The organism is Streptomyces scabiei 87.22, from assembly GCF_000091305.1.
In the GTDB taxonomy this organism is placed as follows: Bacteria; Actinomycetota; Actinomycetes; order Streptomycetales; family Streptomycetaceae; genus Streptomyces; species Streptomyces scabiei.
The window spans coordinates 3,916,067-3,941,734 of record NC_013929.1; the positions used below are offsets into that span (position 1 = coordinate 3,916,067).

Sequence of the window (25,668 nt, forward strand, 5' to 3'; positions counted from 1 at the left end):
CGCTCCCCGCACGCCCCGGGTCCTTTACGGGACCAGCACCAGCACCGCCGCCCACGCCACGGCCAGCACCAGGCCCAGCGGCCACAGCGGCGTCCCCCGGCGCCGGTACTCCCCGTCGGGCCGCAGCGCGGGCTCCCGCCACATGGCGGTGAGCTCGGCCGCGGTCCGCTCGTAGGGGTGGACCACGCGCAGTGCTCGCTCCAGCCGGCGCCAGCGTTCCGACCGGACGGACCAGGACGTGAACGACTCCTCACGGCTGTCGACCGTCAGCACGGACCCGGCGCACCGGACCGCCGCCAGGTCGTCCCACGCGATGTGCCGGGTCCGGCGCCAGCCGCTCAGCCACAGGCCCGCACGGTCGGCCCTGATGCGCCAGACCAGCAGATGCGGCAGCGTCAGGACTCCGACGAGGCCGACCGGACCGCCGACGACGTACCGTGCCGTTCCGTCCGGGTACAGCCCGACGGCGGCGACCACGACGGCCGTCAGGAGTGCGGTGGTCCAGTCGGCCCACCCCGCGCGCCAGCGCCGTACCGGCCGCGGCTCCTCGCGCAGCCGCTCCAGGCCGCGGGTGGCCGCCTCGGCGCGCAGTTCCTCGTGGACCGCGTGCCGCCTCTCCCCGGCCCGCTGCGCGGCGGCCCGGCGCCGTACGGCACGCTCGGTCAGCGGACGTACCGGGCCACTGGAGGACTCGACGACCAGCTCCGCCGCCGAACCGCCCGTGGCCGCGTCCCCGCCGTCCCGCTCGTCCGGCTTCCGCAGGTCCGGCGGCTCCTGCGGCCCGTCCGGCCGCTCCGGCGCGGCGGGCCTCTCCGCCGCGCTGACGATCACGATCTCGGCGCCGTCGTGGGGCGGCCCGTACAGCACGGCCTCCCGCAGGACTCCGGGCTCGTCGTCGTCATCGTCGACGTCGTCGATCGCGTCGAGGAGTTCGTCCCGCGCCTCGCGCCCGACGCGCTCCTCGGACCCCTCGGATTCCTCCGCACCCTCGGATTCGTCGGGCTCCTCGTCACCGTCGTCGTACCACTCCTCGGTGGCGACGGTGAACAGCGGGCGCAGCGCCTGCACGTCGTCGGCGGCGAAGACCTCGGCGTCCCCGTCGGCGCCGTCGCGCACCAGCACCCGCAGCACCGGCACGGGGGTGCCCCGCAGCGCGGCGGCCCGGCGGCGCCCCAGCCGGCCGGAGAGCAGCGAGGTGAGCCCCCAGCCGACGACGAACCAGCCGACGAGCGTGACGGCGCCCCGGTCGGTGAGGGCCTCCCGGCCGGAGGCGAGCGCGAGCAGCCCCGCGCCCAGGAGGGCCAGCACGAGCCCGAACCACGTGAGGAACCGGCCGCGGCGCACCGGCCCCGCCCCGTCCGGCACGGTGGCGGTCGCTCCCGCGGCCGCGGCCAGGGCCCACTGCCGCTGCAGCCGCCCCTTGCTCAGCCGGATCTCGGCCGCGGCCCAGGTGAAGGTCAGGGCGATGAGGCCCAGCAGGGTCGGCACGTCGTGCGTCTCCCCGTTCCAGGCCAACAGGAGCATGAGCAGGGGCGCCGAGACCCGTACGACCTCGGGCCTGACCAGGGTCCACACCAGTTGCAGCGGCACCAGCACGGCGAGGGCGGCGGGCACCTCCGCGAAGTTCGCCAGCCAGAAGCCGACGACGAGACCGCCCGGGACCACGGCGAGCAGGTGCAGGGGGCGGGTCCTGGCCGGCACCCACACGGGCGGCCGGGTCCGTGCCCATGCCTGCAGCTTGTCCCCGCTCCAGGCGACACAGTCCTCGGGCACGGCGGTCACGGGCAGCGCACGCGGCACTGCGGGCCCGGCCTGCGGCCGGGGGTCAAGGTTCGTGGTCATCGTCTCGTGGACACTCCGCCGCCGTCGTCGATACGCCGTTCGCCGCGCGCGATCCGACGCGATCCAAGCGGACAGAGCTGTGAAGGCGGGACGCACGGGCATGTTCCGGACCAACACACCCGGATCCGCCGGGTGTTGGCCGTCGCATGCTTCCCGGACGTCTGGTCCGGCGCGTTTCCAGCCACCATAGAACAGATGTCTGGGCCTGATCCGGCAACCGCCCGCCCCGGACACCCTCCACACCCCGCGAGCCCCTTCCGGGACGAGCACGCCGAGCCCCGCCCCCGGGGCGGACGACGTCGCCGTACACCCTGGCCCGCACGCCTGCCACGCTTCGCAGGCCCCATCCGAGACGCGCGCACCCTCCGGCGCCCCGGGACCGACGACACGGCCGTACGCCCTGGCCCGCAACCACCAGCCCCGGCCCGCAGGCGCCGTTGCCATCAGCGACGACCGGAAGGCCGACCGCCCGGTCCCGTCACCCGACCGCGATCAGCACCAGCAGCAACCCCTCCGGGACGGGTGCGCCGAGCCCCGCCTCCGGGGCCGAGGACGTCGCCGCCCACCCCGGTCCGCGACCACCGGCCCCGGCCCACAGTCGCCGTTGCCGTCGCCGTTGTCGTCAGCGACAGCCGAAAGGCCGGCCGTCCAGCGCCGTCACCCGACCGCGATCAGCACCAGCAGCAGCACGGCACCCGCCACCGCGGGGCCCACGACCTCCCAGGCCCACCGCGCGCTCGGCTCGCCCTGGGACCCGGGCGCCTTGGCCCGCGCCTCGCACAGCTCCCGCAGATCGGCCATGACCTGGTCGGTCTCCGCCCGCACGGGGCGCCCGGCCGGGGCGGTGCGCCCCGCGTCGCCGCCCGCGCTCCCGCCCCTGGCCCCGCCCTTGGCCGCCCGGTGCGCCTCCCGGGCCTGGTGCCGGGCGGCCTTCTTGCGGCCGCGCAGCGAGACGGGGATCGCCCAGAGCTGGTACTTGGCGCCGCTCGTGTCGACCACCTCGTTGGTGTAGCCGGAGCGCAGGGACACGACACTCGCCCACGGCAGCTCGATCACCCGGAACGGGTTGCGCACCCGCAGCCGGTCGTCGTTGGCGAACACGGCGGGCCGCACCGAGAACGCGACCACCAGGGGGACGGCCACCAGCATGGACGCCAGCGCCAGCCAGGGCGTACGCCCCTCCCCCGACACCACCGCGTCCCCGCCGAGCCAGGCCATCAGCCCGAGCAGCAACACCCCGCCCGTCAGTCCGGCGGGCGAGCGGTAGACCCGGTCCCGGTACACGGGCTTGGCGGGCTTCGAGGCGGGGGCCGCCGCTGTGGCCGGAGCCTGCTCGGCCTTCGGGGTCTCCGAAGCCGTGCCGGTCTCCGCGCGCTCACGAGCCGCCGAGGTGTGTTCCGGCTCGGGCGACGATTGATCCGAGGTGCTCATACGTCCGATTCTGCCCGACGCTCCGGAACTGTTCGCAGCCCACCCGGCCCGTGCCGCGCGGGAGGGCGCGGGCGTGCGCGGGAGCACGGAGCAGCGCGCGACCGGGCGGCCGCCGTGCGTACCGGGCTTCGCCACCCGGTACGGACGGCGGTCGCCCGGGGTCCCGGGGCACCGGCAATCAATTCGGGGGCTGTACACCTGCTACGCGCGTAGATATGCTCGTCTGGTGACCATGTCCACAGCTGCACCCCACGCTCTCGCCGACGTCACCGCGTCCGACAGCACGCTGCGCCGCTTCCTCCACGGGCTGCCCGGCGTCGACCCGGTCGGCCTGGAGGCGCGTGCCGCCTCCCTCGGCACCCGTTCCATCAAGACGACCGCCAAGGCGTACGCCATCGACCTGGCCATCTCCATGGTCGATCTGACGACCCTGGAAGGCGCGGACACCCCGGGCAAGGTCCGGTCCCTCGGCGCCAAGGCGGTCCTCCCCGACCCGGGCGACCGCACGGCCCCCGCCACGGCCGCCGTCTGCGTCTATCCGGACATGGTGCCCACGGCCAAGGCGGCCGTCGCCGGCTCCACCGTCAAGGTCGCCTCCGTCGCCACCGCGTTCCCGGCCGGTCGCGCCGCGCTCGCCGTGAAGCTGGCCGACGTCCACGACGCCGTCTCCGCCGGGGCCGACGAGATCGACATGGTCATCGACCGGGGCGCGTTCCTCGCCGGGAACTACCTCAAGGTCCACGACGAGATCACCGCCGTGAAGGAGGCCTGCGGCTCCTCGGCCCGGCTCAAGGTCATCTTCGAGACCGGCGAGCTCTCGACCTACGACAACATCCGCCGCGCCAGCTGGCTCGGCATGCTCGCGGGCGCGGACTTCATCAAGACCTCGACCGGCAAGGTCGCGGTGAACGCCACCCCGGCCAACACCCTCCTCATGCTGGAGGCCGTCCGCGACTTCCGCGCCCAGACCGGCGTCCAGGTCGGCGTGAAGCCCGCAGGCGGCATCCGCACCACCAAGGACGCGATCAAGTTCCTCGTCCTGGTCAACGAGACCGCGGGCGAGGACTGGCTGGACAACCACTGGTTCCGCTTCGGCGCGTCCTCGCTCCTCAACGACCTGCTGATGCAGCGCCAGAAGCTGGCCACCGGCCGCTACTCCGGCCCCGACTACGTGACGGTGGACTGATCCCCATGGCTTCCGCATTCGAGTACGCACCGGCCCCCGAGTCCCGGGCGGTCGTCGACATCGCCCCCTCGTACGGCCTGTTCATCGACGGCGAGTTCACCGAGGCCGCCGACGGCAAGGTCTTCAAGACGGTCAGCCCCTCCTCCGAGGAGGTCCTCTCCGAGATCGCCCGGGCGGGCGAGGCGGACGTGGACCGCGCGGTGGCGGCGGCCCGCAAGGCGTTCGAGAAGTGGTCCGCGCTGCCCGGCGCGGAGCGCGCGAAGTACCTCTTCCGCATCGCCCGCATCATCCAGGAGCGCAGCCGCGAACTGGCCGTCCTGGAGACCCTGGACAACGGCAAGCCCATCAAGGAGACGAGGGACGCCGACCTCCCCCTGGTCGCCGCGCACTTCTTCTACTACGCGGGCTGGGCCGACAAGCTGGACCACGCCGGTTACGGCGCGAACCCCCGCCCGCTGGGCGTGGCGGGCCAGGTCATCCCCTGGAACTTCCCGCTGCTGATGCTGGCGTGGAAGATCGCCCCGGCGCTGGCCACCGGCAACACGGTGGTCCTGAAGCCCGCCGAGACGACCCCCCTGTCGGCGCTGTTCTTCGCGGACATCTGCCGCCAGGCGGGCCTGCCGAAGGGTGTCGTCAACATCCTCCCCGGCTACGGCGACACGGGCGCGGCCCTGGTCGCTCACCCGGACGTGAACAAGGTCGCCTTCACCGGCTCCACGGCGGTCGGCAAGCAGATCGCGCGGACGGTCGCGGGCACCCGCAAGAAGGTCACGCTCGAACTGGGCGGCAAGGGCGCGAACATCGTCTTCGACGACGCCCCGATCGACCAGGCCGTCGAGGGCATCGTGACCGGCATCTTCTTCAACCAGGGCCAGGTCTGCTGCGCGGGCAGCCGCCTGCTGGTCCAGGAGTCGATCCAGGACGAGCTGCTCGACTCCCTCAAGCGCCGTCTGTCGACGCTGCGCCTCGGCGACCCCCTCGACAAGAACACGGACATCGGGGCGATCAACTCCGAGGAGCAGCTCACCCGGATCACCTCGCTCGTCGAGCGCGGCGAGGCCGAGGGCGCCGAGCGCTGGTCCCCGGCCTGCGAACTGCCGTCCGCGGGCTACTGGTTCGCCCCGACGCTGTTCACGAACGTCGCCCAGGCGCACACCATCGCGCGGGACGAGATCTTCGGCCCGGTCCTGTCCGTCCTCACCTTCCGCACCCCGGACGAGGCCGTCGCCAAGGCCAACAACACCCAGTACGGCCTCTCGGCGGGCATCTGGACCGAGAAGGGCTCCCGGATCCTGGCCGTCGCGAACAAGCTGCGCGCGGGCGTCGTCTGGTCCAACACGTTCAACAAGTTCGACCCGACGTCGCCGTTCGGCGGCTACAAGGAGTCGGGCTTCGGCCGCGAGGGCGGCCGCCACGGCCTGGAGGCGTACCTCGATGTCTGACCGCCTGTCTGTTTTCAAGACCTACAAGCTGTACGTCGGCGGGAAGTTCCCGCGTTCCGAGAGCGGCCGGGTGTACGAGGTGACCGACGCAAAGGGCAAGTGGCTGGCGAACGCGCCCCTCTCCTCCCGCAAGGACGCCCGTGACGCGGTGGTCGCCGCCCGCAAGGCGTTCGGCGGCTGGTCGGGCGCGACGGCGTACAACCGGGGCCAGGTCCTCTACCGTGTCGCCGAGATGCTGGAGGGCCGCAAGGGCCAGTTCGTGCACGAGGTCGCCGACGCCGAGGGCCTGTCGAAGTCGAAGGCCGCCGCTCTGGTGGAGGCGACGATCGACCGCTGGGTCTGGTACGCGGGCTGGACCGACAAGATCGCCCAGGTGGTCAGCGGCGGAAACCCGGTGGCGGGCCCGTACTTCAACCTCTCCTCGCCCGAACCGACGGGCGTGGTGACGGTCCTGGCCCCGCAGGAGTCGAGCTTCCTGGGCCTGGTCTCCGTCCTGGCCCCGGTGATCGCGACCGGCAACACGGCGGTCGTCGTCGCGAGCGAGCGGTCCCCCCTCCCGGCGCTGTCGCTCGGCGAGGTGCTGGCCACCTCCGACGTCCCCGGCGGTGTCGTCAACGTCCTCTCCGGCCGCACGGCGGAGATCGCGGCGCCCCTCGCCGCCCACCAGGACGTCAACGCGATCGACCTGGCCGGCGCGGACGAGGTGCTGGCGAAGGAACTGGAGATCGCGGCGGCCGACAACCTCAAGCGCGTCCTGCGTCCACAGCCTGTGGACGACTGGGCGGCCACGCCCGGCCTGGACCGCATCACGGCGTTCCTGGAGACCAAGACGGTCTGGCACCCGACGGGGTCGCTGGGCGCCTCGGGCTCCGCCTACTGATCCGGGACGCGGGGAACCGCGGGAGCCTCGGGACGGCGCGAACCGTCCGGTCGGGCCCCGCGGTTCCCCGCGCTCGTCACGGGGCGTTCAAGGGGTGCTCAGCGCAGCCCGCCCACCACCTGCCCGAGCACCGGGATGCTGCCGATCGACGGCGCCTGCGCCACCGGCCCGGTCAGGGCGGTGGACGTCAGCGGCTGGAAGTCGGCCAGCTGCGTGCCCACCCCGTTGTCGAGCGGGTCGACGCCCGTGCCCGCCAGCGGGTTGGGCTTGAGGCCCGCGACCGGGCCGGTGACGTAACCGACGGTGCCGGTGAGGGCCTGCAGGCCCGCCTGCGGGTCGACCTGGCCGAGCGAGGTGGGCCGGGTGCGCAGCACGTCGACGACCGGTGCGGCGCCGTCCGCCGCCGCGGCCGTGCCGGCGCCCGCGCCGAGCGCGAGCCCCGCGGTGGTGACGGCCAGCAGCAGGCGCCGGGCGTCGGGGGTCTGGGGAGCCGAGAGTCGAGCCATCAGCGGTGCCACCTTGTCCTGTGCGTTTCCGTTTCGGAAAGTAATCATAGAGACACGAACGGTAGTTGAGGTGTGATGTGCGCTCCAAGGGCGACCCGCCGACTCGGCGGGAGCCGCGCGATGCCTCACACTGGACTCTCGTGAGTTCGCATCCTCCGATACCGTCCCGGGTCGTCCTGCTGACCGGTCCGTCCGGCTCAGGCAAGTCCCTCCTCGCCGCCCGCTCCGGCCTGCCCGTGCTGCGGCTGGACGACTTCTACAAGGAGGGTGACGACCCGACGCTGCCGCAGGTGGCGGGCAGTACGGACATCGACTGGGACCACCCGCTGTCGTGGGACGCGGACACCGCCGTCGCCGCGATCGAGGAACTGTGCCGCACGGGCCGTACGACCGTGCCGGCGTACGACATCTCGCTCAGCGCGCGGACCGGCGCGGAGGCGCTGAGCATCGGGCCCACGCCGGTGTTCATCGCCGAGGGCATCTTCGCCGCCGAGATCGTCGGGCGCTGCCGTGAACTGGGCCTGCTGGCGGACGCGCTGTGCCTGTCCCGCGGCGCGGTGAAGACGTTCCGTCGCCGCTTCCTGCGCGATCTGCGCGAGGGCCGCAAGTCGGTGCCGTTCCTGTTGCGGCGCGGCTGGCGGCTGATGCGTCTGGAGCGCTCGATCGTGGCCCGGCAGACGGAGTTGGGCGCCCATGCCTGTGACCGGGACGAGGCGCTGGGGCGTCTGGCGGCGGCCGCCGCGGGCCGCAGCGCGGCGGCCCCGGCCTGAGACCCGGCCCACGGACGGCGTCGCCGGGACGGTGGGCACGAGCAGTGGGCAGTGAGCATCGGGCAGCGGGCACACGTGAAAACGGGACTGGACGGACCCCCCGGCCCTCCAGTCCCGCCTTCCCCCGTATCCCCCGTGCTTCCCCCGTTGCACCGTCGTGGTCCCCCCGGACCCCGCCGGTCACCCCCCGGCCGTCACGTCGGCGCTCCCCCGCGCCTCCGTGACGTCCCGTCTCCCCCGTGCTCCCCCCGCTTTTCCCCCGTTACCCACTCCCCCCGCTGACCTTCAGGCGACAAGCTCCCCGAAGGACTCCTCCTCGTCACGGCCGAAGCTGAGGACCTCGTCCTCGCGCAGCCGGCGGAGCGACCGCCAGATGCTCGACTTCACCGTGCCGACACTGATGTCGAGGATCTCCGCGATCTCCGGGTCGGTGCGGCCCTCGTAGTAGCGCAGGACCAGCATCGTCCGCTGGAGTTCGGGGAGCCGGGCGAGCGCCTGCCACAGGACGGCGCGCAGTTCGGTGCCGCGCATCGCGTCCGTGTCACCGGCGGTCTCCGGCAGTTCCTCGGTCGGGTACTCGTTCAGCTTGCGGCGGCGCCACGCGCTGATGTGCAGATTGGTCATGGTGCGGCGGAGGTATCCCCCGACCGCGGCCTTGTCACTGATCCGGTCCCAGGCCCGGTAGGTCGAGAACAGCGCGCTCTGCAGCAGGTCCTCGGCCTCGAACCGGTCGCCGGTCAGGTGGTAGGCGGTTGCGTACAGGGAGGCACGACGCTCCTGGACGTAGGCGGTGAACTCCGCCTCCGACACAGACCGGCGCTCCCCCGTGCCCTCCCCGTACGCGGTCCCCGTTCCCCCGTGGACCCCCGTGGTGCTTCCCCCCACGTGCGCGTCAACCACCGACATGAACGTGGTGTGCTGACGCCCGGTGCCGCGAGCGCACCCCCGCCCGCTCACCGCACCGGACTTCTCCGTGTTCCGGACGACGTCGTGGAGCCGCGTGACAACTGCGCTAGTGCTGGTGCTGTGCAGCGTGTTCATCTCGCGCCCCCCGTCGTGGACTTCCGGTTGTGATGCTGTGCCGTGGTGCTTCTTCGTACTCCCCGGCTCCGCCCCTCGTGCTGCCGGGCGGCGTTTCCTTGCCTGTGCCGAAAAGATTGCCCGTCCACCTTCATCGCCGTGTCCGCCGACTGTCACAGAGCTGTCACAGGGGCCGGGCCCAGTCAGGGGACAGGTCGATCACAGAAAAGAGTCGTACGGCTACGCGAACGGCACGATCGTGTGCGGGTGTCGGGTGGGAGCGCTCCAACGGTCGATTCGGCGCCATGCCATGGGCCAGAATGAGCCCGTGCCTTCCCTGTTGCTGATCGAGGACGACGACGCCATCCGCACGGCCCTGGAGCTCTCACTGACGCGCCAGGGGCACCGTGTCGCCACCGCCGCCACCGGCGAGGATGGCCTCAAGCTGCTGCGCGAACAGCGGCCTGATCTGATCGTTTTGGACGTGATGCTGCCTGGGATCGACGGCTTCGAGGTGTGCCGGCGCATCCGGCGCACCGACCAGCTGCCGATCATCCTGCTCACGGCGCGCAGCGACGACATCGACGTCGTGGTGGGCCTGGAGTCGGGCGCGGACGACTACGTGGTCAAGCCCGTGCAGGGGCGGGTGCTGGACGCCCGTATCCGCGCGGTGCTGCGGCGCGGCGAGCGCGAGGCCAACGACGCGGCGACCTTCGGCTCCCTCGTGATCGACCGCGCGGCGATGACCGTGACGAAGAACGGCGAGGACCTCCAGCTGACACCCACCGAGCTGCGGCTGCTGTTGGAGCTGAGCCGCCGCCCCGGACAGGCGCTGTCCCGGCAGCAGTTGCTGCGTCTGGTGTGGGAGCACGACTACCTGGGCGACTCGCGCCTGGTGGACGCGTGTGTGCAGCGGCTGCGCGCCAAGGTCGAGGACGTGCCGTCCTCGCCGACGCTGATCCGTACCGTGCGCGGCGTGGGCTACCGGTTGGACACTCCTCAGTGACGAAGGCTTCGGGGGGGATCCGCGGCTGGGCCGCGGCTCGCAGGAAGATGCAGTCCCGGATCCGGTTCACCAGTCTGCGGCTGCGCCTGGTGGTCGTCTTCGGTCTGGTGGCGCTCACGGCCGCCGTGTCGGCGTCCGGCATCGCGTACTGGCTCAACCGCGAGGCCGTGCAGACGCGCGCGCAGGACGCGGCGCTCAACGACTTCGAGCGGGAGATGCAGAGCCATGTGAGCACGCTGCGCCCGAATCCGACGCAGGACCAGCTGCGCCTCGCGGCGAGGAAGATGGCGGACGGCGGCGAGCGTTCCAGCGTGCTGCTGGTCGCCGAGGACGCGGGCGGGCGGACGGTGACCGGGGCCTCGACCGACAACGCGCTCACCGGCTTCTCGCTGGAGGACGTGCCGGCGTCCCTGCGCAAGGCCGTCGACAAGCGGCAGAAGATCACCTCCGGCAACAAGCACGCGTACCACGTGTACTGGCAGCGGGTCATCGACGGCGACACCCCTTATCTGGTGGGCGGCGCGAAGATGATCGGCGGCGGGCCGACGGGGTACATGCGCAAGTCGCTCGCGGAGGAGGCGAAGGACCTCAACTCGCTGGCCTGGTCGCTCGGGATCGCCACGGGTCTGTCGCTGATCGGTTCGGCGCTGCTCGCGCAGGCCGCCGCGACGACCGTGCTGAAGCCGGTGCAGCGCCTCGGCGTCGCCGCCCGGCGGCTCGGCGAGGGCAAGCTGGACACCCGGCTGCGGGTCTCCGGCACGGACGAACTGGCCGACCTCTCCCGCACGTTCAACCTCGCGGCGGAGTCGCTGGAGAAGAAGGTCGACGACATGAGCGCCCGCGAGGAGGCGTCCCGACGCTTCGTCGCCGACATGTCCCACGAACTGCGCACACCACTGACGGCGATCACCGCCGTCACGGAGGTGCTGGAGGAGGAGCTGGACGCCGACACGGGCAGCCTGGACCCCATGATCGAACCGGCGGTACGGCTCGTCGTCAGCGAGACCCAGCGTCTCAACACCCTGGTGGAGAACCTGATGGAGGTCACCCGCTTCGACGCGGGCACGGCCCGTCTCGTCCTCGACGACGTCGACATCGCCGACCAGATCACCGCCTGCATCGACGCCCGCGCCTGGCTGGACGCGGTGGACCTCGACGCCGAGCGCGGCATCATCATCAAGCTCGACCCGCGCCGCCTGGACGTGATCCTGGCGAACCTGATCGGCAACGCGCTCAAGCACGGCGGCTCGCCGGTGCGCGTCCGGGTCCGCGAGGGCGACGCGAACGACGCGGACCTGCTGATCGAGGTACGGGACCACGGCCCGGGCATCCCCGAGGACGTCCTCCCGCACGTCTTCGACCGCTTCTACAAGGCGAGCGCCTCCCGCCCCCGCTCCGAGGGCAGCGGCCTCGGCCTGTCCATCGCCCTGGAGAACGCCCACATCCACGGCGGCGACATCACCGCGGCGAACTCCCCGGAGGGCGGCGCGGTCTTCACCCTGCGCCTGCCCCGCGACGCGTCCTCGCTGCTCGCGGACGAGCTGGACGGCGGCCGGGCCGACGGCGGCCCCGAGGGGGCAGGTCGGTGACGATACGAACGACCCGGCGACGGGAGGACGGGGGAACGCGGGGCGTGCGAGTGCCAGAGGTACGGGGAGGGGCCGCACGCGCGCGCGGCGTACGGGTCCTGGCCGCCGCCGGAGCGCTGGCCGGGCTGCTGGCCGGCTGCGGCATCCGGGCCACCCAGGTGCCGACGGACTTCGGCCCGGCACCCTCGATGGTGCCGTGCGAGCTGTCGGCGACGGACATCACCACCCAGTCGACGCCCTCCGGTCTGCCGGTCGAGGTGTTCCTCCTGTGCTCCGGGGCGCTCGTGCGGGTCAACCGCTCGGTGGAGGTCGCCGAGGGCACCGAGGAGGCCCGGCGGCGCGCCGTCGTCGCCCAGGGCCTGCTGGACGCCCTGTCCGCCGACCCGAGCGTCATAGAGGACGAGGCCGGCTACAGCACCGCCGTCCCGCCCGGTCTCACGGTGTCGGGGCCCGCGCCGGGGGACCCCGAGGACGCCCTGCGGCTGTCCACCGCGCCCGACGCCCTCCCCCGGTTCGCCCTCGCCCAGATCGTCTGCACGTTCGCGGACTCGGCGGCCGCCGGCGACAACGGTTCGGTGGTCCTCGGCAGCACCAGCGCCGAGACGCTGCGCCGCTACGAGTGCGCTGCGGAGACCCAGTCGGCGCCGGGGGACGGCAACCCGCCGTCGACGGAGGTCGGGGGTTCCTGAGCCCCTCGCGAAAGATCCTGCAACCGATCGTGCCGGGGGCCGCGTCTTGGGGGGCGTGCAGCCTCAAGGTACGAACGGCGGTAGCGCCGGGATCCGTGTCCGTGCGGCGGGGGGTGTTCTCCTCGCCGTGCATCTCGCGGTCGTTGCCTGGATCACACTGCGTCCGCTGGACGTCACCTGGATGAGTCCCGCGAATCTGCGGCCGTTCGCCGGGATCAGAGCGGATCTGGCCCTCGGGTGGCCGGAGGCGGCCCACCGGATCGGTGAAGGGCTGGCACTCCTCGCTCCCCTGGGCGTCCTGCTGCCGCTGGCGCACGGCAGGCTGGCCGGGTCGCCGCTGGCGTCGCTGGCCCGGTCGGTGGCGGCCGGGGCACTGTTGTCGCTGGCCATCGAGTTGCTGCAGACCGGGGTGCCGGGGCAGGTCGTCGACATCGACTCGATCCTGCTGAACTCGGTCGGCGTCGGTCTCGCCCATCTCGCGGTGGTTCCGGTGCTCAGGTCGGCGCTGCGGCGCAGGGCACGGACCCGGCTGGGCGAGGCGCGGCCGCGCCCCGAGGAGATGCCTCAGGGTCGGACCCCGACGATTCCCAGGGTCGGGATGGCTCCGTAGAGGGACGCTTCGTCCGCTTCGTCACCGTAGCGTCGAAGGTGTGGAAAAGAGAGCGGTGGCCGCTGGAGGCCCCGTCCCACCGCCGGCCCGAGGGCCGGTGTCCTACACCGACGAAGGAGCCCTCATGAGCCGCCTTGCCCGTCCCACCGAAGGCCGGATGATCGGCGGAGTCTGTGCCGCGCTGGCACGGCGCTACGGCGTCTCCGCGACCACGATGCGCGTGATCTTCCTGCTGTCGTGCCTGCTTCCGGGCCCGCAGTTCCTGCTGTACATAGCCCTGTGGGTGCTCTTCCCCGCAGAGGGCAAGGCGCGCGCGGCCTGGTGACGGGTACGGCCGTGAGGCCCACGGCCCATGACGCGCCGGGCCGTGACGCGCCGGGCCGGTGCCGCGTGCGCCGACGGGGCGCACCCCGCAGGGATGCGCCCCGTACCGGTGCCGTGGTGCGGCTCAGGCGCCGCCGAGGGGCAGGCCGTTGACGCCGAGGCCCTTGGTGGGGAGGGTCTTGCCGACGGGGAGACCGCCGAGCAGTCCGGCGACGGGGGCGGTGGGGCCCTCGGCCAGGACGTTGGCGGCGGCGGGCTGGGCCGCCTCCAGGCCGGCGCCGAGCGCGCTCTGACCCTGGGCGAGAGCACCGGCGGCGGTCGGCAGCGCCTTCGTGACGTTCTCCACGGGCAGCGCCTGGGTGACGGTGCCGAGGGCCTGGGAGGCCTCGGGGGCGACCGGCGCGCTCGGGGCGGCGTTCGCGGCACCCGCGCCCGCAGCGGCGATGGCGGCACCGACGACGGCGACACCGAGGGTCTTGGCAGCAGACTGCTTCATGTTGAATGCGTCCTTGGAATGCGTTTGACGGGTGGTGAGCGGTGCCGAAACGTAAACACCAAAGTCCCGCCGGAGGCAAACATCGGAAAACGGCCGCGTCGCCGTGGACACGGCCGCTCCCCGGAGTCGCCGATCAGTCCCGTTCTTCGACAGAACCACTGGTGGAGGCCGTCTGACGGAACAGCCATTCGGATTTCAACTCGGCGTACCCGGGCTTGATCACGTCATTGATCATGGCCAGTCGTTCATCGAAAGGAATGAATGCTGACTTCATAGCATTGACCGAGAACCACTGCATGTCGTCGAGCGTGTAACCGAATGCGTCGACAAGGTGCTCGAATTCACGGCTCATGCTCGTGAACGACATCAGGCGGTTGTCCGTGTTCACGGTGGCCCGGAAGTGCAGGCGCCGCAGCAGCCCGATGGGGTGCTCGGCGTACGAACGGGCGGCGCCGGTCTGGAGGTTGGAACTGGGGCACAGCTCCAGCGGGATGCGCTTGTCACGGACGTAGGAGGCGAGGCGCCCGAGCTTCACGGAGCCGTCCTCGTGGACCTGGATGTCGTCGATGATGCGGACGCCGTGACCGAGCCGGTCGGCGCCGCACCACTGCAACGCCTGCCAGATGGAGGGCAGCCCGAACGCCTCACCGGCGTGGATCGTGAAGTGGTTGTTCTCGCGCTTGAGGTACTCGAAGGCGTCGAGGTGCCGGGTGGGCGGGTAGCCGGCCTCGGCGCCCGCGATGTCGAAGCCGACCACACCGAGGTCGCGGTAGCGGTTGGCGAGTTCGGCGATCTCCAGGGAGCGGGCCGCGTGGCGCATGGCGGTGAGCAGCGCGCCGACCCGGATGCGCCGGCCGTCGGTCCGGGCCCGGCGCTCGCCCTCGCGGAAGCCCTCGTTGACGGCCTCGACGACCTCTTCGAGACCGAGCCCGCCGTCGAGGTGCTGCTCGGGGGCGTAGCGGACCTCGGCGTAGACGACGCCGTCGGCCGCGAGGTCCTCCGCGCACTCGGCGGCGACCCGGACCAGCGCGTCACGGGTCTGCATGACGCCGACGGTGTGGGAGAAGGTCTCCAGGTACCGCTCCAGCGAGCCGGAGTCGGCGGCCTCACGGAACCAGGCGCCGAGCCGGTCGGCGTCGGTCTCGGGGAGGTGGGAGTACCCGCTGTCGCGGGCGAGTTCGACGATGGTTCCGGGGCGCAGGCCGCCGTCGAGGTGGTCGTGCAGCAGAACCTTGGGCGCCCGGCGGATCTGGTCCGGATCCGGGGTGGTACCGGTCGGGTCGTTCTGGTTCGTCATTTTCGTACGATACCTCCTACGCGCGTAGAGCGCCTGTCGGATGATCGCGTCGATACGTAACGGTGACCCACAGGACGGGTGGCGTACACCCTCTCTTCTGACACTGTTCTGTCATGGCGCAGCAAGCAATGCCGGTCCGTATGCCCCGACTTGGGCGGACGATCGGCCCGGAGCCGAGCACGGTCGGCGGGGTGGTCCTTCTTCTCCCGGCCGGTGACGAGGCATCCACCCGCAGACCCTCCCCCGTACTGGCCGCGGCCTCCGTGCGTGCCCTCGGCCGCCGGCTCGCCCGCGCGGGCCGTACGGAGGGGCTGGCGGCCCATGTCGTGCACTACCGCCACCGGGGCTGGAACGGTACGGAGGCGCGGCTCGCGCGGGATGCCGAGTGGGCGGTGGACGAGGTGGTGCGGCGGTACGGGGACGTGCCGGTGTGTCTGGCCGGGCTCCACATGGGGGCGCGGGCGGCACTGCACGCGGGCGGGCACGAGGCCGTCAACTCGGTGCTGGCCATCGCCCCCTGGCTGCCCGAGGAGGACGTGGCGGCACCGCCCGAACCGGTGAAGCAGCTGTCGGGGCGGCGGGTGCTGATCGTGCACGGGACGAACGACGAGCGGGTGGATCCCGAGCTGTCGTTCCGGTTCGCGGCGCGGGCGAAGAAGACGAACCCCGACATCTGCCGGTTCGAAGTGCACGCGGACCGGCACGGGTTGACCCAGTACCGGGACGAGGTGCATGCGCTGGCCGCGGACTTTGTGATGGGGGTGCTGTTCGGGCGGGCGTTCGCCCGCCCGGTGGAGGACGCGCTCGCCGCTCCGCCGCCGCTGGGGCTGCGGATGCCGCTTGCCTCCGGCTTCGGGGGGGCTCGCTCGCAGAGGGGTGGTTGAAGGGTGTCTCGCGGCTGCAGGTCCGGTGGGGCTTCTCGCGCCCACGCGGCGGAGCCGCATCTCGATACAGCCCCGCGCCCCTGGAGACGACGGCCCTGCGGGCCGCGTCAGTCGTGGAGCAGGCGGCCCCGCCTGGAGAGCAGGAACTTCTTGAAGGCCGCCACCGGGGGCGTGTCCGGGTGGCCGTCGAGCCAGGCGACACCGATCTCCCTGGCCGCGCGCGGGGCCGTCACCGTCAGTTCCACCACTCCCGGCCGGGGAACGGCCGGAGGGGGCAGGAGCGCCACGCCCAGCCCCGCCGCCACCAGGCCCCGCAGGGTCTCCGCCTCCTCCCCCTCGAAGGCGATGCGCGGTTTGAAGCCGGCCGCCTCGCAGAGGTCGTCGGTGATGCGGCGCATGCCGTAGCCGGGCTCCAGGGTGACGAAGGTTTCGTCGGCGGCCTCGGAGAGGCGGACGCGTTTGCGGGCGGCGAGGCGGTGGTCGGCCGGGACGACGAGCCGGAGCTTCTGTTCGTCGAGGCGGCGGGCCACCAAGTCGGGGGCGTCCGGGACGGGGGACGTGAGACAGAGATCGAGTTCGCCCGCGCGCAGGCGTTCGAGCATGGCCTCGCCGTAGTTCTGGACGAGGCTGAAGCGGACCCGGGGGTGCTCGGCGCGGAATGCCTGCAGCAGACCGGGGACGGTCTCGGCGCCCATGGTGTGCAGAAAGCCGAAGGCGACCTTGCCGGTGGCGGGGTCGGCGTCTGCGCGGACCTCGTCGGCGGCGCGCTCGATCTCGGCGAGGGCGCGCTCGACGGAGGCGTGGAAGGTGCGGCCGGCGTGGGTGAGGGAGACCGTGCGCCCCCGGCGGGCGAACAGGTCGACGCCCAGGTCCTGTTCGAGGCGGACCATCGCCCGCGACAGCGTCGACTGCGGGACACGCATCTCGCGCGCGGCCCTGGTGACGTGCTCGGTGCGGGCGACTCCGGCGAAGTAGGCGAGACGGGGGGCGAGCCGCAGGACGATGTCCTCGATGCTCTCGATGTCTTCTGTGTCACCGGACGGTGACAGGCGCGGCTCTGACCTCTGCTGATGCATCACGGGAACGATTATGGGGGTTCCATGCATTGGACGGATGAACGGCGGCGTCCGTAGTTTCGAGGCATGCCTTCCGCAAGTACCGGGGCGTCCACCACCGTGGGCGCCGTCCCAGCCGTAGCCCCCGCCGCCTCCTCCCCGTCCGCCGTCGACACCCGAGTGGCCCCGGGCGGGCCCGGCTACCGCCGGATGAGCCTGGCGCTGTTCCTCGCGGGCGTCGCGACCTTCGCCCTGCTGTACTCCACGCAGGCCCTGCTGCCGCTGATCTCGGACGGCTTCGCGAGCACGGCGAGCGCGGCGAGCTGGACGGTGTCGGCGGCGACCGGGGCGCTGGCCCTGTTCGTGCTGCCGATGAGCGCGCTGTCCGAGCGGTTCGGGCGGCGCACGGTGATGACGGCCTCGCTGGTGGTCGCGGTGACGGTCGGGCTGCTGATCCCCTTCGCGCCCTCGCTCGGCGCCCTGGTGGTGCTGCGGGCCGTGCAGGGCGCGGCGCTGGCCGGGGTGCCGGCCTCCGCGACCGCGTACCTCGCCGAGGAGGTCCGCCCCAAGGCCCTCATCACGGCGATCGGTCTCTTCGTCGCCGGCAACAGCGTCGGCGGAATGAGCGGCCGTGTCGTCACGGGCTGGGTCGCGCAGGAGTGGGGCTGGCGGGTCGCGCTCGGCGTGCTCGGGGTGATCGCCGTCGGCTGCGCGGTCGCCTTCCGGCTGCTGCTTCCCGCGCCGAAGCACTTCGTGGCCGGGTCGCTGCGCCCGGCGGTGCTGGCCCGCACGGTCCGCGCCCACCTCGCGAACCCGCTGCTGCGGCGGCTGTACGCCATCGGTGCCCTGTTCATGACGGTCTTCGGCGGCGTCTACACGGTCATCGGCTACCGCCTCGCCGGGGACCCCTTCTCGCTGCCCCAGGGCGTCATCGGCTCGATCTTCCTGGTCTACCTGGTGGGCACGGTGTCGGCGTCGACCGCCGGGAAGCTGGTCGGCCGTCTCGGCCGGCGCGGCACCCTGTACCTGGCGGGCGCCACGACGGCCGCCGGGCTGCTGGTCTCGCTGTCCGACTCCCTCCCGGTGGTGCTGCTGGGCCTGGTCCTCATCACCGCCGGATTCTTCGCCGGTCACGCCGCCGCGTCGTCGGCGGTCAGCCACACCGCGAAGGAGGGCCGCGCCCAGGCATCGGCGCTGTACCAGTCCGCGTACTACGTGGGCTCCAGCGCGGGCAGCACGCTGGGGGCCATCGCCTTCCACGCGGGGGGCTGGGGCGGGACGGTCGCCCTGGGCCTGCTGGCGGTGCTGGGGGTCGTGGGCATCACGGTGGCGGGCACCCGCGCGGCCCGCGCCCGGCGCGCGCTGACCCCGGCCTGCTGATCCGACGGGTCCGCGCGACGCGTCCGCGCGGACCCTCGTGAACGGCCCCGCACCCCTGTGACCTGCCCCTTCCTCCCTTCCCCAGGCCATTGTCAGTGGGCTGCGGTAGCTTCCGAGGTGTTGGTACGCACAGGGATGCCACAGGGGTGGGTTGGCCATGGGTGACGGTACGGCGACGGCGACGGCGGAGCTCGATGTCCGGTTGGAGAAGCACCGGGTCGAGCTGACCGGGTACTGCTATCGGATGCTGGGCTCGTCCTTCGAGGCGGAGGACGCCGTGCAGGACACGATGATCCGCGCCTGGCGCAGCCACGAGAAGTTCGAGGGCCGCTCGTCCCTGCGGTCCTGGCTGTACCGGATCGCCACCAACGTGTGCCTGGACATGCTGACCGCGGGGAACAAGAGGGCCCGGCCCATGGATCTCACCGACTCCACGCCCCTGGCCCGGGCCGCCCTCTCCCCCCGCCCCGACAACACCTGGCTGGAGCCCGTGCCGGACGCCCGGGTGCTGCCGACGACCGACGACCCGGCGGAGGCCGCCGTCGCGAAGGAGTCGGTGCGGCTGGCGTTCGTCGCCGCGCTGCAGAAGCTGCCGTCGAAGCAGCGGGCCGTGCTCATCCTGCGTGAGGTGCTGGCCTGGAAGGCGAGCGAGGTCGCCGAGCTGCTCGACACCTCCGTCGCCTCGGTGAACAGCGCCCTGCAGCGGGCCCGCGCGACCCTCGCCGAGGGCGGGCAGGCCGCCGCCGATGTCTCCGACCCGCTCGACGAGGAGCAGCGCAAGCTGCTCGACCGCTATGTGGCCGCCTTCGAGGGATACGACATGGCGGCGCTGACGGCCCTGCTGCACGAGGACGCGGTCATGACGATGCCGCCGTTCGACCTCTGGCTGACCGGCACGGGCGACATCACCGGGTTCATGACGACGCTCGGCGCGGCCTGCGCCGGCTCGCACCTGGTGCCCGTCGAGGTCAACGGCCTGCCGGGCTTCGCGCAGTACAAGCCGGACCCCGACAGCGGCGGGTTCACCGCGTGGGCGGTGCAGGCGCTGGAGATCTCAGAGGGCCGGATCGCCGGATTCCACTGCTTCCTGGACACCGCCCGCTGGTTCCCCCTCTTCGGCCTGCCCCTCCACCTCGAAGGCAAGCCCGACCAGCCGCAGTAGCGCGCCCAGCGCGGGGGCGGGGTCCCGCAGCCGTATCCGGCCCCCGGCCCGCCGTGCGGTGAGCTGCAACCGGGCCAGGGCGTCGACGGCGGCCAGGCCCGGCGGGCCGATACCGGCGACGTCGCACACCACGGTCCCGCCCCCGGTCGTCTCCAGTCGCGCGCGTACCTCGGCACAGAGCCGAGGTACCTCGTCCCGGGTGAGAGGGCCTGGCAGTACGAGTACGGCGGGTGTCGTCGCGTCCACGACCGGTAGACCGGGAAGAGTCCCGGAACTCATCGCGGAGGCGACCACACCCGCCGTGGCCCGCCCTGATCCGTGGTGCGGCCGTCTCAGGCGATGCGGTCCAGCACGATCGGCGTCGGCTCGTACGCGGTGCCGGGGGCGCCGATGTCGTACGAGCCCGCGACGGCCTCCAGGGCATAGTCGAAACGCTCGGGGGTGTCGGTGTGCAGGGTCAGCAGGGGCTGGCCCTCGGTGACCGTGTCGCCGGGCTTGGCGTGCAGCTCGACGCCCGCGGCGGCCTGCACCGGGTCCTCCTTGCGGGCGCGTCCGGCGCCGAGACGCCAGGCGGCGATGCCGATGTCGTAGGCGTCGAGGCGGGTCAGGACGCCGGAGGCGGCCGCCTTCACCACGTGCTGCTCGCGCGAGGTCGGGAGCGGGGCGTCGGGGTCGCCGCCCTGGGCCGCGATCATGCGGCGCCACGCGTCCATCGCCGAGCCGTCGGCCAGCGCCTTCGCCGGGTCGGCGTCCTTCACACCGGCCGCGTCGAGCATCTCTCGGGCCAGGGCGATCGTCAGCTCCACGACATCCGCCGGGCCGCCGCCCGCCAGGACCTCGACCGACTCGCGGACCTCCAGGGCGTTGCCGGCGGTGAGGCCGAGGGGGGTCGACATGTCCGTGAGGAGGGCGACCGTCTTCACGCCGTGGTCCGTGCCCAGGCCGACCATCGTGGACGCCAGTTCGCGCGCGTCCTCCAGGGTCTTCATGAAGGCACCGCTGCCGACCTTCACGTCCAGGACCAGCGAGCCGGTGCCCTCGGCGATCTTCTTGGACATGATGGAGGAGGCGATCAGCGGGATGGCCTCGACCGTGCCGGTGACGTCGCGGAGCGCGTAGAGCTTCTTGTCCGCCGGGGCCAGACCGTCGCCCGCGGCGCAGATGACCGCGCCGACCTCGTCCAGGACGTTCAGCATCTCCTCGTTGGAGAGCAGGGCGCGCCAGCCGGGGATGGACTCCAGCTTGTCGAGGGTGCCGCCGGTGTGGCCGAGGCCGCGGCCCGAGAGCTGGGGGACGGCCGCGCCGCAGGCCGCCACCAGGGGGGCGAGCGGGAGGGTGATCTTGTCTCCGACGCCGCCCGTGGAGTGCTTGTCGGCGGTGGGACGGGACAGGGACGAGAAGTCCATGCGCTCACCGGAGGCGATCATCGCGGCAGTCCAGCGGGCGATCTCCCGGCGGTCCATGCCGTTGAGGAGGATCGCCATGTTGAGGGCGGCCATCTGGTAGTCGGCGACCTCGCCGCGGGTGTACGCGTCGATGACCCAGTCGATCTGCTCGTCGCTGAGTTCGCCGCGGTCCCGCTTGGTGCGGATGACCGAGATGGCGTCCATCGACATCGTGGTCGGCTTCGTCATGGCTTTCCTTCCGAGGTTCTGCTGAAAAGGTGCGGCCCCCCTGAGCAACTCAGGGGGGCCGCACAGGAGTTACTTGGTGAGATGGTCCGGGCCGAAGGCCTGGGGCAGCATCTCCGAGAGCGGCAGGATGCCCGCCGGGGTCTCCAGCAGCAGGTCCGCGCCGCCGAACTCGTAGAGCAGCTGCCGGCAGCGGCCGCACGGGACGAGGATGTCGCCCTTGCCGTCCACACAGGTGAAGTGGGTGAGACGGCCGCCGCCGCTGTTCTGCAGCTCGGAGACCAGGCCGCACTCCGCGCACAGGCCGAGGCCGTAACTGGCGTTCTCGACGTTGCAGCCGGAGACGATCCGGCCGTCGTCGACGAGGGCGGCCACACCGACCGGGTAGCCGGAGTACGGGGCGTACGCCCGGGACATGGCGTCCCGGGCCACCGTGCGCAGCCGGGCCCAGTCGACGGCGGTCACTTGCCCTGTCCCTTCCGGTACGGCAGGCCGTCCGCCTTCGGCATCCGCAGCCGCTGGGCCGAGAGCGCGAGGACGATCAGGGTGATGACGTACGGCGTGGCGGCGACGACCTGGTTCGGGACCTCGTTGGTGGTCGCGTACCAGGTGAAGACCAGGGCGCCGATGACGAAGGTGATGGCGGCCGGGACGTACTTCTTGCGGACGGCCTGCCAGATCGCGCCGATGACCAGGAGCAGCGCGCCGAGCAGCAGCAGGGCGTGGACGTTCTCGGAGCCGCCGCGCAGGTTGAGGCTGTCGGTGTAGCCGAAGAGGCCGGCGCCGAGGGCGAGGCCGCCCGGCATCCAGTTGCCGAAGATCATCGCGGCGAGACCGATGTAACCGCGGCCGCTGGTCTGGCCCTCCAGGTAGAACGGGTTGGCGACGATGGAGAGGAAGGCTCCGCCGAGGCCGGCCAGACCGCCGGAGATGATCACGGCGAGGTACTTGTACTTGTAGACGTTGACGCCGAGGGACTCGGCGGCGATCGGGTTCTCGCCGCAGGAGCGCAGACGCAGACCGAAGGCGCTGCGCCACAGGATCCACCAGGTGGCGGGGATCAGCGCGACGGCGAGCAGGGTCAGCCAGGAGACGTTGGTGACGAGGCCGCCGAGCAGGCCGGCGAGGTCGGAGACGAAGAACCAGCCCTTCTCGTTGAGGGTCTGGAGCGCGTCGGAGAGTCCTGGCACCGTGAAGTCGCCGAGTGCGTCGACCGGCGGGGACTGCTTGGCGGAGCCGCCCTGGTGGCCCTCGAAGGCGAGGGGCGCGAGGTAGCGGGTGGCGCCGAGGGCGAGGATGTTGATGGCCACACCGGAGACGATGTGGTTGACGTTGAAGGTGACGGTGACGAAGGCGTGCAGCAGACCGCCGACGCAGCCGCCGATGATGCCGACCAGGACACCGGTCCACGGGCCCCACTGGAAGCCGGCCCAGGCGCCGAACCAGGTGCCGAGGATCATCATGCCTTCGAGGCCGATGTTGACGACGCCCGCGCGCTCGGCCCACAGGCCGCCGAGACCGGCGAGGCCGATCGGGACGGCCAGCTCCAGCGCGGTGGACATCTGGCTGACGTTGGTGATGCCGTCGGCGCCGGTGATGATGCGGACGATCGAGGTGAGTGCCAGGACGCCGGCGATGACCAGCAGCAGCACGGGCAGCGACATCTTGCGCCCGGTGGGGGCGGTCGGCTCCAGCGAGGGCTGGTTGAGGTCGGTCGCGGTGGTGCTCGTGGTCATCGGCCCGACACCTCCTTCTTGACGTTGTGGTTGTCGGAGGCGTCCGCGTCGGGACCGCCGAGGACGTGGCCCGCGGCCAGTTCGGCGCCGACCCGGCGCTGCTGGCGGCGCAGGCCCCACTCGCGCACGGTCTCGTAGGAGACGACGACCGAGAGCACGATCAGGCCCTGCATGATGACCGCGATCTCCTTGTCGTAGCCGTGGAAGTCCAGCTCCGGGGACGCCTTGTCGAGCCAGGCCCACAGCAGGGCGGCGAAGGCGATGCCGACGGGGCTGTTCCGGCCGAGCAGGGCGATGCCGATGCCCAGGAAACCGATCCCGGTGGGGAAGTTCAGGCTGTACGTGTGGGTGTCGCCGAGCAGGATCGGCAGGCCCGCGAGGCCCGCGACACCGCCGGAGATCAGCATGGCGGTGAGGACCATGCGCTTGGGGTCGACACCGCTGGCCGCGGCGGCGGACTCCGAGGCGCCGGAGGCGCGCAGGTCGAAGCCGAAGCGGGTGCGGTTGATGACGATCCAGTAGCCGACGCCGAGCAGGATGGCGAGCAGCACCAGGCCGTAGATCTCGCCGGCCTCGCCCATGTCGATGCCGGGGACCCAGCCGGACTCGGCCATCTCGCCGGTGGTGTTGTTGTTGCCGACCTTGACGCCGAAGACGTTCGGCAGCCAGAGGTAGCCGATGACGGAGGTGGCGATCGCGTTCAGCATGATCGACGCGACGACCTCGCTGACGCCGCGGGTGACCTTGAGGACGCCGACGATGCCGGCCCAGAAGGCGCCGGTGAGGATCGCCGTGAGCATCAGCAGCGGGATCTGCAGGACCGCGGGCAGGTCGACGTGCGCGCCGACGATCGCGGCCATCATGGCGCCGAGCAGGTACTGGCCGTCGACACCGATGTTGAACAGGTTCATCCGGAAGCCGATGGCCACCGCGAGGGCCGCGACGTAGTACAGCGAGGCCTGGTTGATGATCCGGACCTGGATGTCGGAGAACGTGGCCTGCTCGAACATGATCGTGAACGGCTCGACCGGGTTCTTGCCGGAGGCCAGCAGCACGATCGCGGTCAGCACGAAGGCCACGGCCAGCGCGAGGACCGGTCCGGCCACCGCGAGGAGCACGCGCTCCTTGTCGAACTTCTTCATCAGCGGGCCTCGTCTTCCTCGGACTCGGACGTGTCCGCCGAGGTCTCGGGGGTCTCTTCGGATGCGAGGTGGCCGGTGGCGGCACCGGTCATGGCCGAGCCCAGCTCCTCGGGGGTGATGGTGGCGGGGTCGGCGTCGGCGACCAGCTTGCCGTTGTAGATCACCCGGAGCGTGTCGGACAGGCCGATCAGCTCGTCCAGGTCGGCGGAGATCAGCAGGACGGCCAGGCCCTCGCGGCGGGCCTCGCGGATCTGGTCCCAGATCTGGGCCTGCGCGCCGACGTCCACACCGCGGGTGGGGTGGGCGGCGATCAGGAAGCGCGGCTTGTGGCTCATCTCGCGGCCGACGATCAGCTTCTGCTGGTTGCCGCCGGAGAGGGAGGCGGCGGTGACGTCGATGCCGGGGGTGCGGACGTCGTACTCGGTGACGATCCGGCGGGTGTCCTCCTGGGCGGCCTTGGGGTCGAGCCAGACGCCCTTGGCGTTGGGCCGCTCGGTCACATGGCCGAGGATACGGTTCTCCCAGAGGGGGGCCTCCAGCAGCAGACCGTGCCGGTGGCGGTCCTCGGGGATGTAGCCGACGCCCTGCTCACGGCGCCTGCGGGTGGGCCAGGAGGTGATCTCGTCGTCGGCGAGCGAGATCGTGCCCGAGTCGGCGGACTTCAGGCCGATCAGCGCGTCCACCAGTTCGGTCTGGCCGTTGCCCTCGACACCGGCGAGGCCGAGGACCTCGCCCGCGTGGATGGTGAAGGTGATGTCGTCGAGCAGGGCCTTGCCGCCGACGGCCTCCAGACGGAGGTCCTTGACGGTGAGGACGGGACGGTCGGTGACCGTGGACTCGGCCGTCTCGGGGGTGGGCAGCTCGCTGCCGACCATCAGCTCGGCGAGCTGACGCGGGGTGGTCTCGGCGGGGACGGCCGTACCGACGGTCGTACCGCGCCGGATGACGGTGATCTCGTCGGCGACGGAGAGCACCTCGCCCAGCTTGTGCGAGATGAAGATGACCGCCAGGCCCTGCGCCTTGAGTTCGCGCAGGTTGGCGAAGAGGGAGTCGACCTCCTGGGGCACCAGGACGGCGGTGGGCTCGTCCAGGATCAGGGTGCGGGCGCCGCGGTAGAGGACCTTGAGGATCTCCACGCGCTGGCGCTCGGCGACACCCAGCTCCTCGACCAGGACGTCCGGGCGCACGCCGAAGCCGTAGCGCTCGGAGATCTCCTTGATCTTGCGACGGGCCTTGGCGCCGATGCCGTGGAGCTTCTCGCTGCCGAGGACCACGTTCTCCAGGACCGTGAGGTTGTCGGCGAGCATGAAGTGCTGGTGGACCATGCCGATGCCACGGACGATGGCGTCGGCCGGGGACGAGAACGAGACCTGCTCGCCGTCGACCGCGATGGTGCCCTCGTCCGGCTTCTGCATGCCGTAGAGGATCTTCATCAGGGTGGACTTGCCGGCCCCGTTCTCCCCGACGAGGGCGTGGACGGTGCCCTTGCGCACGGTGAGGTGGATGTCGTGGTTGGCCACGACGCCGGGGAATCGCTTGGTGATCCCGGCGAGTTCGACGGCGGTCACCGATTCGTTGACCGCGGCGTCG

25 protein-coding genes are annotated in these 25,668 nt (G+C 72.0%); 12 read left to right on the top strand and 13 right to left on the bottom strand.

All coding sequences use genetic code 11. The features are described from left to right. Positions 1–24 precede the first annotated feature (24 nt). Positions 25–1,842, bottom strand: coding sequence for a hypothetical protein (locus tag SCAB_RS16450; protein ID WP_041669281.1), 1,818 nt, complete (start codon positions 1,840–1,842; stop codon positions 25–27). 657 nt (positions 1,843–2,499) lie between these two features. Then, the gene (locus tag SCAB_RS16455) at positions 2,500–3,273 is read right to left on the bottom strand and encodes a PH domain-containing protein (protein WP_231885040.1); all 774 of its coding nucleotides are present in this window, start codon (positions 3,271–3,273) and stop codon (positions 2,500–2,502) included. A gap of 232 nt (positions 3,274–3,505) precedes the next feature. Here SCAB_RS16455 and deoC point away from each other — a divergent pair, with 232 nt between their 5' ends. Genes deoC through SCAB_RS16470 form a run of 3 tightly spaced genes read left to right on the top strand, consistent with a single transcriptional unit; the run spans position 3,506 to position 6,781 of the window. Further along, positions 3,506–4,459, top strand: coding sequence for a deoxyribose-phosphate aldolase (gene deoC / locus SCAB_RS16460; protein WP_086022868.1), 954 nt, complete (start codon positions 3,506–3,508; stop codon positions 4,457–4,459). A 5-nt stretch (positions 4,460–4,464) separates the two neighbouring features. Continuing rightward, complete coding sequence (locus SCAB_RS16465) at positions 4,465–5,901, top strand: aldehyde dehydrogenase family protein (protein ID WP_013001218.1); 1,437 nt, start codon at positions 4,465–4,467, stop codon at positions 5,899–5,901. Continuing rightward, entirely contained in the window at positions 5,894–6,781 is an 888-nt protein-coding gene (locus tag SCAB_RS16470; protein WP_013001219.1) for an aldehyde dehydrogenase family protein, read from the top strand. The genes SCAB_RS16465 and SCAB_RS16470 overlap by 8 nt, the downstream gene beginning before the upstream one ends. A gap of 98 nt (positions 6,782–6,879) precedes the next feature. Here SCAB_RS16470 and SCAB_RS16475 read toward each other — a convergent pair whose 3' ends face one another. Continuing rightward, on the bottom strand, positions 6,880–7,287 hold the full coding sequence (locus tag SCAB_RS16475) for a hypothetical protein (RefSeq protein ID WP_037723140.1): 408 nt from the start codon (positions 7,285–7,287) through the stop codon (positions 6,880–6,882). A 140-nt stretch (positions 7,288–7,427) separates the two neighbouring features. Here SCAB_RS16475 and SCAB_RS16480 point away from each other — a divergent pair, with 140 nt between their 5' ends. After that, positions 7,428–8,057 carry a uridine kinase family protein gene (locus SCAB_RS16480; RefSeq protein WP_013001221.1) on the top strand — a complete coding sequence of 210 codons (630 nt, stop codon included), beginning with the start codon at positions 7,428–7,430 and terminating at the stop codon, positions 8,055–8,057. A gap of 285 nt (positions 8,058–8,342) precedes the next feature. On the opposite strand, the gene SCAB_RS16485 is transcribed toward SCAB_RS16480, so the two are convergent. Continuing rightward, positions 8,343–9,098 carry a SigE family RNA polymerase sigma factor gene (locus SCAB_RS16485; protein WP_013001222.1) on the bottom strand — a complete coding sequence of 252 codons (756 nt, stop codon included), beginning with the start codon at positions 9,096–9,098 and terminating at the stop codon, positions 8,343–8,345. A 307-nt stretch (positions 9,099–9,405) separates the two neighbouring features. Here SCAB_RS16485 and afsQ1 point away from each other — a divergent pair, with 307 nt between their 5' ends. The 5 genes from afsQ1 (at position 9,406) to SCAB_RS16510 (ending at position 13,296) form a co-directional block, all read left to right on the top strand. Beyond that, the gene (afsQ1, locus tag SCAB_RS16490; RefSeq protein ID WP_013001223.1) at positions 9,406–10,083 is read left to right on the top strand and encodes a two-component system response regulator AfsQ1; all 678 of its coding nucleotides are present in this window, start codon (positions 9,406–9,408) and stop codon (positions 10,081–10,083) included. A gap of 47 nt (positions 10,084–10,130) precedes the next feature. Then, positions 10,131–11,672 carry a sensor histidine kinase gene (locus tag SCAB_RS16495; RefSeq protein ID WP_013001224.1) on the top strand — a complete coding sequence of 514 codons (1,542 nt, stop codon included), beginning with the start codon at positions 10,131–10,133 and terminating at the stop codon, positions 11,670–11,672. A gap of 50 nt (positions 11,673–11,722) precedes the next feature. After that, complete coding sequence (locus SCAB_RS16500; RefSeq protein WP_013001225.1) at positions 11,723–12,361, top strand: hypothetical protein; 639 nt, start codon at positions 11,723–11,725, stop codon at positions 12,359–12,361. 55 nt (positions 12,362–12,416) lie between these two features. Continuing rightward, positions 12,417–12,971 (top strand): VanZ family protein, encoded by a 555-nt coding sequence (locus tag SCAB_RS16505; RefSeq protein ID WP_173402885.1) that lies wholly within the window; start codon positions 12,417–12,419, stop codon positions 12,969–12,971. A 124-nt stretch (positions 12,972–13,095) separates the two neighbouring features. Then, complete coding sequence (locus SCAB_RS16510) at positions 13,096–13,296, top strand: PspC domain-containing protein (protein ID WP_013001227.1); 201 nt, start codon at positions 13,096–13,098, stop codon at positions 13,294–13,296. Between the two features lie 123 nt (positions 13,297–13,419). On the opposite strand, the gene SCAB_RS16515 is transcribed toward SCAB_RS16510, so the two are convergent. Beyond that, positions 13,420–13,791 carry a hypothetical protein gene (locus tag SCAB_RS16515; RefSeq protein WP_013001228.1) on the bottom strand — a complete coding sequence of 124 codons (372 nt, stop codon included), beginning with the start codon at positions 13,789–13,791 and terminating at the stop codon, positions 13,420–13,422. 133 nt (positions 13,792–13,924) lie between these two features. Continuing rightward, positions 13,925–15,088: an adenosine deaminase gene (locus SCAB_RS16520; protein ID WP_013001229.1), complete on the bottom strand. Its 1,164-nt coding sequence runs from the start codon at positions 15,086–15,088 to the stop codon at positions 13,925–13,927. Between the two features lie 113 nt (positions 15,089–15,201). Here SCAB_RS16520 and SCAB_RS16525 point away from each other — a divergent pair, with 113 nt between their 5' ends. Further along, the gene (locus SCAB_RS16525; protein ID WP_037723136.1) at positions 15,202–15,972 is read left to right on the top strand and encodes a prolyl oligopeptidase family serine peptidase; all 771 of its coding nucleotides are present in this window, start codon (positions 15,202–15,204) and stop codon (positions 15,970–15,972) included. Positions 15,973–16,079: 107 nt separating this feature from the next. Here the strand turns inward: SCAB_RS16525 and SCAB_RS16530 are convergent, their stop codons facing one another. Next, the gene (locus SCAB_RS16530) at positions 16,080–17,051 is read right to left on the bottom strand and encodes a LysR family transcriptional regulator (protein ID WP_013001231.1); all 972 of its coding nucleotides are present in this window, start codon (positions 17,049–17,051) and stop codon (positions 16,080–16,082) included. 63 nt (positions 17,052–17,114) lie between these two features. Between SCAB_RS16530 and SCAB_RS16535 the strand changes: the two genes are divergently transcribed. Next, positions 17,115–18,407: an MFS transporter gene (locus tag SCAB_RS16535; protein WP_041669286.1), complete on the top strand. Its 1,293-nt coding sequence runs from the start codon at positions 17,115–17,117 to the stop codon at positions 18,405–18,407. Positions 18,408–18,564: 157 nt separating this feature from the next. After that, positions 18,565–19,569: a sigma-70 family RNA polymerase sigma factor gene (locus SCAB_RS16540; RefSeq protein ID WP_013001233.1), complete on the top strand. Its 1,005-nt coding sequence runs from the start codon at positions 18,565–18,567 to the stop codon at positions 19,567–19,569. On the opposite strand, the gene SCAB_RS44910 is transcribed toward SCAB_RS16540, so the two are convergent. The 6 genes from SCAB_RS44910 to SCAB_RS16565 all read right to left on the bottom strand — a co-directional run bounded on the left by SCAB_RS44910 (position 19,462) and on the right by SCAB_RS16565 (position 25,646). Further along, positions 19,462–19,848, bottom strand: coding sequence for an STAS domain-containing protein (locus tag SCAB_RS44910; RefSeq protein WP_078580328.1), 387 nt, complete (start codon positions 19,846–19,848; stop codon positions 19,462–19,464). The two genes, SCAB_RS16540 and SCAB_RS44910, sit on opposite strands and share 108 nt — an antisense overlap. 53 nt (positions 19,849–19,901) lie before the next feature. Beyond that, complete coding sequence (locus SCAB_RS16545) at positions 19,902–21,185, bottom strand: thymidine phosphorylase (protein ID WP_037723154.1); 1,284 nt, start codon at positions 21,183–21,185, stop codon at positions 19,902–19,904. A gap of 87 nt (positions 21,186–21,272) precedes the next feature. Then, positions 21,273–21,665, bottom strand: coding sequence for a cytidine deaminase (locus SCAB_RS16550; protein ID WP_013001235.1), 393 nt, complete (start codon positions 21,663–21,665; stop codon positions 21,273–21,275). Further along, positions 21,662–22,936, bottom strand: a complete 1,275-nt coding sequence (locus SCAB_RS16555) for an ABC transporter permease (RefSeq protein ID WP_013001236.1) — start codon at positions 22,934–22,936, stop codon at positions 21,662–21,664. Before SCAB_RS16555 ends, SCAB_RS16550 begins: the two co-directional genes overlap by 4 nt. Continuing rightward, positions 22,933–24,078: an ABC transporter permease gene (locus tag SCAB_RS16560; protein WP_013001237.1), complete on the bottom strand. Its 1,146-nt coding sequence runs from the start codon at positions 24,076–24,078 to the stop codon at positions 22,933–22,935. The genes SCAB_RS16555 and SCAB_RS16560 overlap by 4 nt, the downstream gene beginning before the upstream one ends. Beyond that, on the bottom strand, positions 24,078–25,646 hold the full coding sequence (locus SCAB_RS16565; protein WP_013001238.1) for an ABC transporter ATP-binding protein: 1,569 nt from the start codon (positions 25,644–25,646) through the stop codon (positions 24,078–24,080). The genes SCAB_RS16560 and SCAB_RS16565 overlap by 1 nt, the downstream gene beginning before the upstream one ends. Between the last annotated feature and the right edge of the window lie 22 nt (positions 25,647–25,668).

Bases quoted from the DNA above. Each gene is read 5' to 3' on its own strand.
- SCAB_RS16450 (WP_041669281.1), bottom strand. From the start codon at position 1,842: ATGACCACGAACCTTGACCCCCGGCCGCAGGCCGGGCCCGCAGTGCCG.
- SCAB_RS16455 (WP_231885040.1), bottom strand. From the start codon at position 3,273: ATGAGCACCTCGGATCAATCGTCGCCCGAGCCGGAACACACCTCGGCG.
- deoC (WP_086022868.1), top strand. From the start codon at position 3,506: ATGTCCACAGCTGCACCCCACGCTCTCGCCGACGTCACCGCGTCCGAC.
- SCAB_RS16465 (WP_013001218.1), top strand. From the start codon at position 4,465: ATGGCTTCCGCATTCGAGTACGCACCGGCCCCCGAGTCCCGGGCGGTC.
- SCAB_RS16470 (WP_013001219.1), top strand. From the start codon at position 5,894: ATGTCTGACCGCCTGTCTGTTTTCAAGACCTACAAGCTGTACGTCGGC.
- SCAB_RS16475 (WP_037723140.1), bottom strand. From the start codon at position 7,287: ATGGCTCGACTCTCGGCTCCCCAGACCCCCGACGCCCGGCGCCTGCTG.
- SCAB_RS16485 (WP_013001222.1), bottom strand. From the start codon at position 9,098: ATGAACACGCTGCACAGCACCAGCACTAGCGCAGTTGTCACGCGGCTC.
- SCAB_RS16495 (WP_013001224.1), top strand. From the start codon at position 10,131: ATGCAGTCCCGGATCCGGTTCACCAGTCTGCGGCTGCGCCTGGTGGTC.
- SCAB_RS16510 (WP_013001227.1), top strand. From the start codon at position 13,096: ATGAGCCGCCTTGCCCGTCCCACCGAAGGCCGGATGATCGGCGGAGTC.
- SCAB_RS16515 (WP_013001228.1), bottom strand. From the start codon at position 13,791: ATGAAGCAGTCTGCTGCCAAGACCCTCGGTGTCGCCGTCGTCGGTGCC.
- SCAB_RS16520 (WP_013001229.1), bottom strand. From the start codon at position 15,088: ATGACGAACCAGAACGACCCGACCGGTACCACCCCGGATCCGGACCAG.
- SCAB_RS16525 (WP_037723136.1), top strand. From the start codon at position 15,202: ATGGCGCAGCAAGCAATGCCGGTCCGTATGCCCCGACTTGGGCGGACG.
- SCAB_RS16535 (WP_041669286.1), top strand. From the start codon at position 17,115: ATGCCTTCCGCAAGTACCGGGGCGTCCACCACCGTGGGCGCCGTCCCA.
- SCAB_RS16540 (WP_013001233.1), top strand. From the start codon at position 18,565: ATGGGTGACGGTACGGCGACGGCGACGGCGGAGCTCGATGTCCGGTTG.
- SCAB_RS44910 (WP_078580328.1), bottom strand. From the start codon at position 19,848: ATGAGTTCCGGGACTCTTCCCGGTCTACCGGTCGTGGACGCGACGACA.
- SCAB_RS16545 (WP_037723154.1), bottom strand. From the start codon at position 21,185: ATGTCGATGGACGCCATCTCGGTCATCCGCACCAAGCGGGACCGCGGC.
- SCAB_RS16555 (WP_013001236.1), bottom strand. From the start codon at position 22,936: ATGACCACGAGCACCACCGCGACCGACCTCAACCAGCCCTCGCTGGAG.
- SCAB_RS16560 (WP_013001237.1), bottom strand. From the start codon at position 24,078: ATGAAGAAGTTCGACAAGGAGCGCGTGCTCCTCGCGGTGGCCGGACCG.